Below are 12,864 nucleotides of genomic sequence, written 5' to 3' on the forward strand. Positions count from 1 at the left end.
ATGAGAGAAGAAAGAGTTACAATAAGCATCATGAGTTGGTTAGAGGAAAATGACTGGCAAATAATCTGTTATGATTTTCCACAAAGTGGTACAGGCGTTTTACTTCATCCTAATGGAGATAATAGAACTGAAAAAAATAAAGGTGGAATTATTCCTGATATAATTGCTGTTAAGGGCAATGTCGCTTTATTCTTCGAAAACAAGGATAGATTCTATCAGCCTGATTTTGACAAACTATTGGAAATTAAGACCGAGAATAATTTTTCAGATTCATTAAATCAGTTATTAAGTGGATTTAACATAAGTAAAATAGTTTACGGAATAGGAATACCAGAAGAAAAGAAACACCTCGAAAAATCAAAAAAACAGTTAGACAAGATAGATTTTCTAATAACAACTGATAAGGATGAAAACATAAAAATTCATTACGATAACGAGAAAGTATTTTAACCCAATACTGTGTTCAAGCACATTGCAATCCTCGTTCCTGCGGTTGCAAAGAGCTTTCACGCTAACGCTAACAGGCTGAAAATGAATAAAGCCAGCAGGTAACAACGTATATAAAAAATAGCGGCTTAATCGCTTAATCGAAAGAAAATGAATAAATTAAAGGTCTATTATAATCTGAAAAGTTAGTGCTTAAAATCCGCTACTTTTCATATACAAGACCGTTAAACGAACCTATTCAATTTTGCCCAAGCTTTCAAATCAAAATAACACAAATTTTAATTTACTCCCTTTTTGTACTTTAGCTTTCACAAATTAAACTTTAGAATGAAACATTATATTACAATAATCGTACTAGTTGTTTTAATGTCTTGCAATAAACAAGAGTCAAGCCATCAAAACAATTTTGAAGCCGTAAAAGACAGCCTAAAAACCATTTATGCGCCAGATACCCGGGTTGAAGTTTTTAATATTAAGCTAGAAAAAAAAGATAAAACCCTATTCGTTACCGGAGAAACCACCAATGCTGATGTTGTTTCGGTTTTTAATGATAAACTCACGCCTTTAATCGATAAAACCGGTGCCTTTCATGTAGATTACAGTATTAATTTACTGCCCAACCAATCTGTTGGACAAACCAAATACGCCGTGGTTAATAACTCGGTGGCCAACATACGCTCTAAACCCAAACATTCGGCAGAATTAGCAACTCAAGCCATTTTAGGAACGGTTTTAAATGTACTGAAAATTGATGGCGATTTTTATTTAATACAAACCCCCGATCGCTATATTTCTTGGGTAGATCACGGTGGCGTTAAGCTAATGACTGATGCCGAACTAAATAGATGGCAAACCGCCCCTAAAATAATATATACCCAAACTTTTGGACATGTTTACCAAAGGGAAAATGTAAATGAGCCTGTTGTCTCAGATATAGTTTTAGGTGCTCAATTAGCATTATTGGAAACGGGTAAAAACTTTTACAAAGTAGCTTATCCTGATAATCGTGTGGGTTACATCAATAAAAAGGAGGCTGTTATTTATAGCCATTGGATTAAAACCGTGCAGCCATCGGGTAATTTAATTGAAAATACCGCTAAACACTTTGTGGGTTCTCCTTATTTATGGGGCGGTACATCAACCAAAGGAATGGATTGCAGCGGCTTTACCAAAACAGTGTATTTAATGAATGGGTTTGTAATCCCGAGAGATGCTTCACAACAAATTAACGCCGGTAAAGTTGTGGATTCAAATTTGGCTTTTGAAAATTTGCAAAAAGGCGATTTATTGTTTTTTGGCAAAAAAGCAACGGATAGCACCAAACAACGTACCACACACGTCGGCATTTGGTTAGGCAATGATAAAAACGAATTTATACATGCCGCAAGTCAAGTTAAAATAAACTCCATAAGCCCTGAAGCAGATAATTATGACGCCTTCAACAAAAATAGGTATTTAGGTGCAAGACGTTATTTGGGTATTGATGATGCTATGATTATTAATTTAAAAAAGATAGGACTTTAAAACACGATTTTAAACTTTATGGTATTGCCTTTTTTAGTTGTAGGGGCCTGTGTTTAGAATTTGCGCTTGATGTAACTCTGCCTTTATAACTTTGCTTGCATAGCACTAATGTCAATATGGTCAATAATCGTATTTACAAAGCGAAGAGGATGATTAACTGGAGCTAAATTAGCACAACTTGGAAATAAATGACTTACCTGGTCTTGGTTATAAGTGTTAAAAATTACTTTTCTGCTCATTCTTAAATTTAAGAATTTAATTTAAAAATTGTAAAAAAAGACTGCCTTTTCAGACAGCCTCTCTCTTATGTTTTTTTGTTTTCAAACCTAATTTATTTAGGGTTTGAAATTAACTCTTACCAAAATAAGGCATATAAAACGGTTAAAATTATCATTACTGCAAAAGCACCAATATTAAATAAAGGCGACGTTTTAAATAATTGCTTGGTAATTGGTATGCCTTTTTCATCATCGGCACCTTTGTGCTGTACATAGCTAAATATTGCAATTACCAACATGGTTAAAAGCAAAGTGTATCCCATTTGGTCCATAAATGGCACATCAACAAATAAAGAAGATGTTGACCACCCTTTTGGTGCGACTTTAAAATACATCGCAATTGGAATTGAAGCTAACGCACCAATAATAGCTGCTTTGTTTGTAGTTTTCTTCCAAAATAAACCTAATAAAAATACTGCTAATATACCTGGGCTAACTATACCAGTGTATTCTTGTATAAACTGGAAAGCTTGGTCTAGGTTACCTAAAAGTGGCGCTACTATACAGGCAGTTACCAGAGCCACAAATGCAGAAATTCGTCCCATATTCACGGTGGCTTTATCGCCAGCGTTTTTATTAATATATTGCTTATAAATATCCATCGTAAAGATGGTAGATGTTGAATTTAACATAGAGGCTAAAGAAGATACAATAGCAGCAGCTAATGCAGCAAATGCAAGTCCTTTAAGTCCTGTTGGTAAAAACTGCAATAACCAAGGGTAGGCTTTATCTGCTTGTTCTAAAGAGGGCAGGTTTTTAGCAGCTACATCTCCTAATCTTGCCATAATTTCGGCATCATTGATCATTACATAAGCAGCAATCCCTGGAATAACAACAATTAAAGGAATAAGTAATTTTAAGAAAGCAGCAAATAGAATACCTTTTTGAGCTTCTTTTAGTGACTTTGCTGCAAGTGTTCTTTGAATAATATATTGATTGAATCCCCAATAGTAGAGATTTGCTACCCACATCCCACCAACTAACACGGCTATTCCCGGTAAGTTTTTATATTCCGGATTAGATTTGTCAAGAATCATTTCAAAACGTTCGGGCACCTCTTCAAATACAGTAGTTAATCCTGCAATAAATCCATCGCCACCAGATACCGTGTTTAGTGCTAAGTACGTGGTAACCAGACCTCCCAAAACTAAGAAAATAACTTGAATTACATCGGTCCAAGCTACAGCCGATAAGCCACCGTATAATGAATAGGCTGCTGCAAATAGCGCTAAACCTATTACGCCGTATATTAATGGTATTCCTAAAATAGTGTTTAAAGCTAAGGAGCCTAAGTATAAAACCGTGGTTAGGTTTACAAATACATACAGTGCAATCCAAAATACCGCAAGAATGGTTTTAAGGTTTGTAGAATAGCGTTTCTCGACAAACTCAGGAATGGTATAGAGCCCTTTTTCAATAAAAATGGGTAAGAAATATTTACCAACTATAATTAAGGTAATGGCAGCCATCCATTCGTAAGATGCTATAGCTAAACCAGAGGCAAAACCAGAACCCGACATGCCTATAAATTGCTCTGCAGAAATGTTTGCTGCAATTAAAGAGGCGCCAATGGCCCACCATGGCAGGGATTTGCTTGCCAAAAAATAATCTTCGGCGTTTTTTTGATGACCTTTTTTGTCTCTAGACACCCATAATCCTACACCTAAAATTAAGATGGCGTAAGCAATAAAGACTACATAATCCCATGTGTCAAATCCTGCTGTCATAATATAATAGTTAGTTAAGTTAGAAATAAAGTCTCAAATATAGATATTTAATTTTAAAGATTTAATGTTTTTTATTATTAAAACAAACTAGTAGGGTCTGGTAGTTATTATGGGTAAAAAGTAGTACCTTTGTCTTTCGAATGATTTCAATTAAGAATAAAATAAGCATACCAAAGTATAGGCAAATTGTTAATTCGATTGAGGAGGCCATTACTACGGGCACACTTAAAAAAGGCGACAAGTTACCTTCTATAAATAATGTTAAAAATGCTCACGGGCTCTCTAGAGATACCGTTTTAACCGCTTTTAACGCATTAAAAAACCGAGGGATTATTCAGTCTGTTGTTGGTAAAGGCTATTATGTATCGAGTGTAGATATAAATGTAAATCAAAAAATATTTTTGCTTTTCGATGAGTTAAATTCGTTTAAAGAAGATTTATATAACTCGTTTTTAGAAAATTTAGGAGCAAATATTCAAGTTGATATTTTTTTTCATCACTTCAACCCTGGTATTTTCAGTAAATTGATTCACGATAGTATTGGCACTTACAATTATTACGTAATTATGCCTGCCAATTTGAGCCCTACCAGCTCGATTATAAAAAACCTGCCCCAAGACAGGGTTTTTGTATTAGATCAGTTGCACCCAGATCTAGAAGCGTATTCTGCGATTTATCAACATTTTAAAGCCGATATTTTTAATGGCTTGCAAAAGGCCTTCCATCTTATAAAAAAATATAAAAAACTCATTTTGCTTTATTCTGAAGACAAACAGCCCAAAGGGATGCTAAAAGGATTTAAGCAGTTTTGCGAAACCTATAATTTTAACCATGCAGTAATAGGTTCGCTTAAAAACAATACCCCAAATAAAGGCGACGTTTACATTGTGCCAGACGATAAAAACCTACTCCGCATTATAAAATCTTTTAAAACCAACAATTTGGAATTGGCCAAAGATGTGGGTGTTATATCGTACAACGATACCCTGTTAAAAGAAATTGTTGCCAACGGTATAACTACCATCTCTACAGATTTTAACGCCATGGGAAAACGGTTGGCAAACATGATACTAAATAAAGAAGTGGGTAAAATTGTAAACCCCACTAACCTTATTATAAGAAACTCGTTATAACTTTTTAAAAATAAGCCACAGTGTACAGCATTAACCATTATAAAGAAACCAACGTATTGGAGCTAAAATACTCAGATGCCTCGTTTTATGCCAAAATTAATTTAAATGAAGGCGCTAGCCTACAAGAATTAACGCTAAACAATAGCCATATAATAGCAGATTTAAAGCCGTTGGTTTATGCCAATACCTATGCATCGGCTATTTTATTCCCGTTTGCAAACCGAGTTAAAGATGGTGTATATGTTTTTAATAAAACCCAATATCATTTACATGTTAACAATCCAGCCGAAAACAACGCACTACATGGTTTGGTGTACAATAAAACGTTTAATATTATAGAGCAGAAAGCCAATGAAAATTCTGTTTCGGTAAAACTAGAATTCCAAGAAAGCCAATTTTGCAAAGGCTTTCCGTTTACCTACAACATGCAATTGGAGTATGTTTTTACCAAAAAAGCCATGCATTTAAAGGTGTTGGTTAAAAATACAGGTACCCAAACTTTTCCGTTTACTTTGGGCTGGCATCCTTATTTTTTAACCGAAAACTTGCAGGCCAGCAATTTAGAATTTTCAAGCCATAAAAAACTAATTTTAGGAGAACGAAATATAGCCGAAGGCATAGAAACCATTGAGGCTGTTAAAACCTTTACTATTGAAGATAAAAAACTAGACGATTGTTGGGTTTTAGATAATAATGCCGTAGCATTCAACACACCAACCTATAAATTTATAATGGAATCTTCTGAAGAAAACAATTTCTTACAGCTTTATATACCGCCAAAAGAAAACACAATAGCCATCGAGCCAACAACAGGAGTATCCAATAGTTTTAACAATCAAATTGGTCTAAAACAGTTAAAACCCAACGCATCGTACCAAATAGAATGGCGCTTAAAAATGATTCAATAACCTAATATATAAATTAATGAATGCTGAATTAATTAACGCAGTTAAAGCAAAATATAAAGAAACCTTTAACCAAAACCCTTTACTGGTTTTTTCTCCCGGGCGAATTAACCTTATTGGCGAACATACCGATTATAACGAAGGCTTTGTTTTTCCTGCCGCGGTAGATAAAGGTATAGCAGCAGCCCTGGAAAAAAGCAATTCTGGGTACTGTACGGCAATAGCCTTGGATTTGGATAGTACCATGCAATTTGAATTGGACCAAATAAAACCATCGCCCGAGGGCAGTTGGGAGAATTATGTACTTGGTGTGGTTGCAGAAATTCAAAAAAAGAATATAATTGTAGGCAATTTTAATATCGTTTTTAAGGGCGATATTCCCGGGGGTGCCGGTATGTCTTCTTCAGCAGCTCTGGAAAACAGTGTGGTTTTTGGGCTTAACGAACTATTCGATTTAGGGCTATCAAAGCACGACATGATTTTAATATCGCAAAAAGCAGAACACAATTACGTGGGTGTTAAATGTGGGATTATGGACCAATACGCCAGCATGTTCGGGATAGAAAACAATGCGTTGCATTTGGATTGCAGAACGGTTGAGTCTAAACCTTTTCAGATCGATTTTAAAGACCATCAACTAATGCTTATAAACACAAATGTAAAGCACAGTTTGTCAGATAGCGCTTATAACGATAGGCGAGCAGCCTGCGAAAACATTTCCGAATTGCTCGGGATAAAAGCCCTTAGAGATGCTACCGAAGCAGATTTAGAAAAAGTAAAAGATAAAGTAACACCAGAAAATTATCAAAAAGCATTATACGTTATTCAAGAAAATAAAAGAACCATTAAGGCGGGCAAAGCCATAGAAGAAGGCGATCTGGAAACCTTGGGCGCTTTAATATACCAATCGCACGAAGGCCTGTCAGAAAAATATAAAGTAAGTTGTAACGAACTTGATTTTCTTGTTGAACAAGCAAAACAAAACAAACACGTTTTAGGCGCAAGAATGATGGGAGGCGGTTTTGGCGGTTGTACTATTAATTTGGTAGCAAAAACCAAAGCAAAGGCCTTTGCCGATGCAGCATCAAAAGCATACAAAAATAAATTTGATAAGGAATGCTCGGTGTATTTTGTAAAACTATCCAACGGTACACATGTAGTTAATTAACAACTTGTTATAACCATTAAAAATGAACACAGATTTACAAGATTACTCACATAAAAGATTAAATATATTAACAGGCGAGTGGGTTTTGGTATCACCGCATCGAGCCAAACGCCCGTGGCAAGGACAAAACGAAGTGCTCTCAAACCAGGTACGGCCAACACACGACCCAAGCTGTTATTTATGCGCCGGAAACACCAGAATTAACGGTAAAGTAAACCCCGATTACAAAGATGTCTTTGTGTTTACAAACGATTTTGCAGCGTTACAATCTAACTCAAAATCTTTTGCTTTAGACAACGGACTGCTAATAGCCGAAAGCGAAACCGGTATTTGCAAAGTAATATGCTTTAGCCCGGACCACTCTAAAAGTTTGGCCGATATGGATGTTGATGCCATTACCAAGGTGGTAAAAGTTTGGCAAAAAGAGTATCAATTACTCGGTGCGAACCAAGCGATTAATAACGTTCAAATATTTGAAAACAAAGGTGCTGTAATGGGCTGTAGTAACCCGCACCCGCACGGTCAAATCTGGAGCCAGTCCACACTTCCAAACGAAGTTGAAAAGAAAGATAATCAACAAAACGCATACTATTCTAAAAATAAAAGCAGTCTTTTAGGCGATTATTTAAAACAAGAAATAGAAACCAAAGAACGCGTTGTTTTTGAAAACGACGATTTTGTAGTGTTAATTCCTTTTTGGGCCGTATGGCCTTTTGAAGCTATGATTGCTCCTAAAAAACAATACAAAGATATAACTCAAATTTCTGAAAAAGAAAGTCGCGCTTACGCCGAGGCCATTTCGGTTTTAACCAAGGCTTACGATGCTTTGTTTGAATGTTCTTTCCCGTATTCCAGCGGTATCCACCAAGCCCCAACAAACGGAAAAGATAATAAGCATTGGCATTGGCACATGAGTTTTTACCCACCTTTATTACGCAGTGCCACCGTAAAAAAGTTTATGGTTGGCTACGAAATGTTTGGTACGCCACAACGCGATATAACCGCAGAACAAGCAGCACAACGATTGCGGGATTTGGTTTAAGAATTAGGTTTTTTAATCGAAAACTATAGCTAATTACTTAAATGGTATGTAGCAATTAATAAGTTCTAAAACCGTTTTCTAGATATGCTTTACTTATTAAATAGCGATCCAAATACATTTGGCGGTAAAATAATATTAGCTATCATATTTGCGGTTTTAGCATACTTATTATTGTATTTTGCTTTTAGAATGACTGAAATGGCCTATGTTATAAAACATAAAAAACCATTGTACAATCATTTTTATTTTTATTTAAAAAAACTCGACGAGCAAAAAAAATATATTCTTAAAAACCGGTTTGCGTTTTACAAAAATCTATCTAAAAAAGAAAAAAAATACTTCGAGCACCGTGTGGCGTTATTTATTAAAGACAAAGATTTTATTGGTATAGGCGAAAACGTTATAACCGATGAGATGCGGGTTTTAATATCGGCGACAGCCGTAATGCTAACCTTTGGTTTTAGGGATTTTTACATTGCCGTTATCTCGAAAATCGTGGTCTATCCAAAGCAGTTTTATTCTAATACCAATAAGGCGTACCACCGTGGCGAATTTAACCCCAAGCTAAAAACTTTGGTTATCTCTTGGGAAGATTTTAAGGCAGGCTTTAGCGACCAAAGCTATAATTTAAATTTAGGCATCCATGAGTTTACGCACGCCATACATATAAACAGCATTAAGCAGCGCGATATAAGCTCTACCATTTTTAGCGACACCTTTAAAGAGCTTACAAAATTGTTATCAATAAATGAAGCTTTAAGAGACAGGCTTATGGCATCTAATTATTTTAGAACTTATGTCTTTACCGATAAGTTTGAATTTGTTGCCGTAATCATCGAAAATTTTATTGAAACACCTCAAGAATTCAAACTGCAATTCCCAATTGTTTATGCTAAAGTGAGGCAAATGCTTAATTTTAACGTGGCTGGTTATTAAATAATATAGCCCATGATTTTTATCATACTTTTTTCTGTTTTTCATTTTTATTTTAGTGTACATTTTAAAACGCAACATCATGAAAAAAAGAACACCAGTTTCAGAAATAATGTCTAAAAACGTTATTGCCTTAATGCGCTCCGACGATTTGTACAGAGCCGAAAAGCTATTTAAAAAACACAATATTAGACACATCCCCGTTGTCTCAGAAGAGTCTATAATAGGCATGTTAAGCTATTCTGATTTACTCCGAATTAGTTTTGCCGATGCCACCAACGATGAGCGCGATGTAGATTCTGTAGTGTACAATATGTTTACCATTGAGCAGGTTATGACCAAAAGCCTCGTTAGTGTGAGCAGTAAAACAACCATTAAAGAAGTGGCCGAAATATTAGCCAAGAAAGAATTTCATGCACTGCCAGTTGTAGATGATTCTGTTTTAGTGGGCATTGTTACAACAACCGATTTAATAAAATATTTGCTAAAACAATTTTAAGAATTTGCTAATGCTTTTAAGGCTTTAATGGTCTCCAGCTGGTTGTCGCTATTAAAAACATAGCTGCCTGCCACTAGTACATTAGCACCTGCATCAACCAATTGTTTTGCGTTTTTATTGGTAACCCCGCCATCAATTTCAATTTTAGTTGATGCACCTTTACGGTTTATTAACGCTTTAAGTTGTTGTATTTTATTGTATGTGTTTTCAATAAAGCTTTGTCCGCCAAAACCTGGGTTTACACTCATTAAACAAACTAAATCTATATCGTTAATTGTGTCTTCTAAAACGTTAATATTCGTATGCGGATTTAGGGCAACACCAGCTTGCATGCCCTCGGTTTTAATGGCTTGCAATGTGCGGTGTAAATGGGTACATGCCTCGTAGTGTACCGTTAGTATGTTGCTGCCCAGATTTGCAAATGTTTTGATATACTTGTCTGGGTCCACAATCATTAAATGTACATCAATGGTTTTTTTTGCATGTTTGGCAATAGCTTGTAAAACAGGCATGCCAAAAGAAATATTGGGCACAAAAACCCCGTCCATAATATCAATATGAAACCAATCTGCATCACTTTGGTTAACCATGTTTATATCGCGTTGCAGATTGGCAAAATCTGCCGCTAAAATAGATGGTGCAATTAACTTGGAACCCATGTTGATAGTTTTTTTATGAATTGCAAAAATAAAGGTTTAATCCATTATTTTATTCATAATCAATAAAATTTTCAACCATTGCAATAACTTTGTTGGCTATTTTGTTTTCGGCTGCTTTTAACCAATCAAAATACTCCAGTAGGTTTTTTAACTCGTCTTTGTTATTTATAATAGTAAACCCAAAGTTATAGTCTTCAAAAATGCGATGCTCTATTTCTGTATCAATAACTTTAAACAGGTTACTATGTCTGGGGTCGTGTTTTATTTTATTGAAAGTAAAGTCAACATTAGCTGGTTTTCCTTCAAGAACCTGTAGAAAGTTTCCACTTTTATAAATAAGTACACCGGTTATGTTGTTTTTTAAATTATTTGCTTTGGCTCTTTTGTAAAGTGCTTTTATTTTATCTAGATTATCATATTTAATAGAGTCGCTTATGTAGCATATTGTTTTAATCATTTGGTTGGCTTTTTAATGATTTAGCTAAGGTATTTAAAAATATATAAGTAATTTTTTTTTTTGAATTGAGTTTAGGGAAAAATAAACCCGCGGTAATCAGCCGCGGGTTCTTTCATCAATCAAAAAACGAACAGTTATGTGTAACTGTTTGTTGAGGTAATTTAGGTGCAATTTAATTACTAACCTAAATATGTTTTTAGTATTTTACTTCTAGATGTATGTTTTAATCTACGAATAGCTTTTTCTTTTATTTGTCTTACACGCTCACGGGTAAGGTCGAATGTTTCGCCAATTTCTTCTAAAGTCATGGGGTGCTGATTTCCAAGACCAAAGTATAATCGAATAACATCGGCTTCACGAGGCGTTAAGGTTTCAAGAGCACGCTCAATCTCTGTGCGCAACGATTCGTGCAATAACTCGCGATCTGGATTTGGTGACTCACCCGAATTTAAAACATCGTATAAATTAGAATCTTCACCTTCAACCAATGGGGCGTCCATACTTACGTGGCGACCAGAGTTTTTCATAGACTCTTTAACATCGTTAATGGTCATATCCAATTCTTTTGCTATTTCTTCGGCAGAAGGCGGACGCTCGTGGCTTTGCTCTAAAAATGCAAAGGTTTTATTAATTTTGTTGATAGAACCAATTTTGTTTAAAGGTAAGCGCACAATACGCGATTGTTCAGCCAAGGCTTGTAAAATAGATTGGCGAATCCACCAAACGGCATAAGAAATAAATTTAAAACCACGGGTTTCGTCAAAACGTTGTGCCGCCTTAATCAATCCTAAGTTGCCTTCATTTATTAAATCTGGCAAGGTTAGGCCTTGGTTTTGGTATTGCTTAGCTACCGATACCACGAAACGTAAATTAGCTTTGGTTAACTTCTCTAAAGCTATTTGGTCGCCAGCTTTAATACGTTGTGCTAATTCTACTTCTTCGTCTGCGGTAATTAAGTCAACTTTTCCTATTTCTTGAAGATATTTGTCTAACGATGCGGTTTCTCTATTGGTAACCTGCTTCGTAATTTTAAGTTGTCTCATGTAATGTGCTCCTTTGTTTTAGGGGGTTCTTAATTCCTGCTCTTTGGTTATACGTAGAATCTTCAAAAAATGTTACAAAAAAAGCAAAAATAATTTTTATATCTTTTTTTTAGACCCCAAAACTGTATTGAAGTCACTTTTTTTAAAAAAAACAAAGCCTCTATTTAATGGCTTTTATCTTTTAGTAGCGCTTTAGGGAATTTAGCTTTAAACTTATTTAACCTTGGAATAGATACATTTTTAATATAAGGATGGTTTGGGTTTAGCCGTTCATAATTTTGATGGTAACTTTCGGCAACCCAAAATTTTTGAAAAGGGTAAACTTCGGCGGCGATTTTGGTATTTAATTGTTTTGCTAAAGCCTTCTTTTTGTTTAAAATAATCTCTTTTTGGGTCTTGTTTTGGTAAAAAATAATAGAGCGGTACTGCGAGCCATGGTCTGGGCCTTGCCCGTTTAACTGCGTAACGTTCTGCGAAGCAAAATATACATCAACCAATGTTTTAAAGCTTACAATTTTTGGGTTATAAATAATTTCAACCGCTTCGGCATGCCCTGTCTTACCCGTGTTACTGGACTCGTACGTGGGGTTTTCTGTGTGCCCGCCCGCATAGCCAGAAATAGATTCTTCAACACCTTTAACGCTTTCGAAAATGGCCTCTACGCACCAAAAGCAACCGCTGGCAAAATAAGCACGTGCCATTCCGTTTTTAAGGGGTACTTCAACGGGTTCTGCGGTTATAACGGCTTGTTGTTTTTTGTTAACTTGCGCTGTATTTTGGCAACTTAAAAGTAATGTAATAGCCAATAATGGGATTATAGGTTTCATAAATTGAATGCTTTTTCTTTTTAATAGACGTTTAAATTTATAAAACCTTAAAATGTAATGTGTGAAAATTTCTTTAAAGTTTATTGGTGATTTTACTGTTTAATAGTAATAATATCAAAATTATTCAAAGCTGTATTTTGTATTGGCGAAAAATATAAACCTTTAAATTAATTGCTGTTTATAACAGATAAACCTGCGTTAGAGATTGATGCCTTTCGACAA

The 12,864-nt window shown here is 35.2% G+C and carries 13 protein-coding genes; 8 read left to right on the forward strand and 5 right to left on the reverse strand.

All coding sequences use genetic code 11. The features are described from left to right. Both ACFSQS_RS09300 and ACFSQS_RS09305 read left to right on the forward strand, forming a co-directional pair. On the forward strand, window positions 1-450 hold the full coding sequence (locus tag ACFSQS_RS09300) for a hypothetical protein (protein ID WP_388017541.1): 450 nt from the start codon (window positions 1-3) through the stop codon (window positions 448-450). Window positions 451-774: 324 nt separating this feature from the next. Then, complete coding sequence (locus ACFSQS_RS09305) at window positions 775-1,971, forward strand: C40 family peptidase (RefSeq protein WP_388017544.1); 1,197 nt, start codon at window positions 775-777, stop codon at window positions 1,969-1,971. A 355-nt stretch (window positions 1,972-2,326) separates the two neighbouring features. On the opposite strand, the gene ACFSQS_RS09310 is transcribed toward ACFSQS_RS09305, so the two are convergent. Continuing rightward, window positions 2,327-3,976, reverse strand: a complete 1,650-nt coding sequence (locus tag ACFSQS_RS09310; protein WP_388017547.1) for a sodium/sugar symporter — start codon at window positions 3,974-3,976, stop codon at window positions 2,327-2,329. 140 nt (window positions 3,977-4,116) lie between these two features. Here ACFSQS_RS09310 and ACFSQS_RS09315 point away from each other — a divergent pair, with 140 nt between their 5' ends. From ACFSQS_RS09315 to ACFSQS_RS09340, 6 genes are all read left to right on the forward strand, one after another. Further along, window positions 4,117-5,109, forward strand: coding sequence for a GntR family transcriptional regulator (locus ACFSQS_RS09315; protein WP_388017550.1), 993 nt, complete (start codon window positions 4,117-4,119; stop codon window positions 5,107-5,109). A gap of 20 nt (window positions 5,110-5,129) precedes the next feature. Further along, the gene (locus ACFSQS_RS09320; RefSeq protein ID WP_388017553.1) at window positions 5,130-6,017 is read left to right on the forward strand and encodes an aldose 1-epimerase; all 888 of its coding nucleotides are present in this window, start codon (window positions 5,130-5,132) and stop codon (window positions 6,015-6,017) included. Window positions 6,018-6,033: 16 nt separating this feature from the next. After that, the gene (galK, locus tag ACFSQS_RS09325; protein WP_388017556.1) at window positions 6,034-7,182 is read left to right on the forward strand and encodes a galactokinase; all 1,149 of its coding nucleotides are present in this window, start codon (window positions 6,034-6,036) and stop codon (window positions 7,180-7,182) included. A gap of 22 nt (window positions 7,183-7,204) precedes the next feature. Further along, window positions 7,205-8,224 carry a UDP-glucose--hexose-1-phosphate uridylyltransferase gene (locus ACFSQS_RS09330; RefSeq protein ID WP_388017559.1) on the forward strand — a complete coding sequence of 340 codons (1,020 nt, stop codon included), beginning with the start codon at window positions 7,205-7,207 and terminating at the stop codon, window positions 8,222-8,224. An 84-nt stretch (window positions 8,225-8,308) separates the two neighbouring features. Beyond that, the gene (locus tag ACFSQS_RS09335; RefSeq protein ID WP_388017562.1) at window positions 8,309-9,160 is read left to right on the forward strand and encodes a zinc-dependent peptidase; all 852 of its coding nucleotides are present in this window, start codon (window positions 8,309-8,311) and stop codon (window positions 9,158-9,160) included. Window positions 9,161-9,239: 79 nt separating this feature from the next. Continuing rightward, window positions 9,240-9,656, forward strand: a complete 417-nt coding sequence (locus tag ACFSQS_RS09340) for a CBS domain-containing protein (protein ID WP_388017565.1) — start codon at window positions 9,240-9,242, stop codon at window positions 9,654-9,656. On the opposite strand, the gene rpe is transcribed toward ACFSQS_RS09340, so the two are convergent. From rpe to msrA, 4 genes are all read right to left on the reverse strand, one after another. Next, window positions 9,653-10,315, reverse strand: a complete 663-nt coding sequence (gene rpe, locus ACFSQS_RS09345; protein WP_388017568.1) for a ribulose-phosphate 3-epimerase — start codon at window positions 10,313-10,315, stop codon at window positions 9,653-9,655. The genes ACFSQS_RS09340 and rpe overlap by 4 nt on opposite strands. A gap of 49 nt (window positions 10,316-10,364) precedes the next feature. Continuing rightward, a complete protein-coding gene (locus ACFSQS_RS09350; protein WP_388017571.1) occupies window positions 10,365-10,772 on the reverse strand; it encodes a BLUF domain-containing protein in 408 nt (135 codons plus the stop codon). 179 nt (window positions 10,773-10,951) lie between these two features. Then, on the reverse strand, window positions 10,952-11,815 hold the full coding sequence (locus ACFSQS_RS09355) for a sigma-70 family RNA polymerase sigma factor (RefSeq protein ID WP_034041378.1): 864 nt from the start codon (window positions 11,813-11,815) through the stop codon (window positions 10,952-10,954). Window positions 11,816-11,979: 164 nt separating this feature from the next. After that, window positions 11,980-12,642 (reverse strand): peptide-methionine (S)-S-oxide reductase MsrA, encoded by a 663-nt coding sequence (msrA, locus tag ACFSQS_RS09360; RefSeq protein WP_388017576.1) that lies wholly within the window; start codon window positions 12,640-12,642, stop codon window positions 11,980-11,982. Window positions 12,643-12,864: the final 222 nt, after the last annotated feature.

It is taken from the genome of Gelatiniphilus marinus (assembly GCF_042684345.1).
Lineage (GTDB): Bacteria > Bacteroidota > Bacteroidia > Flavobacteriales > Flavobacteriaceae > Gelatiniphilus > Gelatiniphilus marinus.

Excerpts from the sequence above, each read along its gene's own strand:
- ACFSQS_RS09350 (WP_388017571.1), bottom strand. The coding sequence starts at position 10,772 with ATGATTAAAACAATATGCTACATAAGCGACTCTATTAAATATGATAAT.
- ACFSQS_RS09355 (WP_034041378.1), bottom strand. The coding sequence starts at position 11,815 with ATGAGACAACTTAAAATTACGAAGCAGGTTACCAATAGAGAAACCGCA.
- ACFSQS_RS09315 (WP_388017550.1), top strand. The coding sequence starts at position 4,117 with ATGATTTCAATTAAGAATAAAATAAGCATACCAAAGTATAGGCAAATT.
- galK (WP_388017556.1), top strand. The coding sequence starts at position 6,034 with ATGAATGCTGAATTAATTAACGCAGTTAAAGCAAAATATAAAGAAACC.
- ACFSQS_RS09340 (WP_388017565.1), top strand. The coding sequence starts at position 9,240 with ATGAAAAAAAGAACACCAGTTTCAGAAATAATGTCTAAAAACGTTATT.
- ACFSQS_RS09305 (WP_388017544.1), top strand. The coding sequence starts at position 775 with ATGAAACATTATATTACAATAATCGTACTAGTTGTTTTAATGTCTTGC.
- ACFSQS_RS09335 (WP_388017562.1), top strand. The coding sequence starts at position 8,309 with ATGCTTTACTTATTAAATAGCGATCCAAATACATTTGGCGGTAAAATA.
- rpe (WP_388017568.1), bottom strand. The coding sequence starts at position 10,315 with ATGGGTTCCAAGTTAATTGCACCATCTATTTTAGCGGCAGATTTTGCC.
- ACFSQS_RS09310 (WP_388017547.1), bottom strand. The coding sequence starts at position 3,976 with ATGACAGCAGGATTTGACACATGGGATTATGTAGTCTTTATTGCTTAC.
- ACFSQS_RS09300 (WP_388017541.1), top strand. The coding sequence starts at position 1 with ATGAGAGAAGAAAGAGTTACAATAAGCATCATGAGTTGGTTAGAGGAA.
- ACFSQS_RS09330 (WP_388017559.1), top strand. The coding sequence starts at position 7,205 with ATGAACACAGATTTACAAGATTACTCACATAAAAGATTAAATATATTA.
- msrA (WP_388017576.1), bottom strand. The coding sequence starts at position 12,642 with ATGAAACCTATAATCCCATTATTGGCTATTACATTACTTTTAAGTTGC.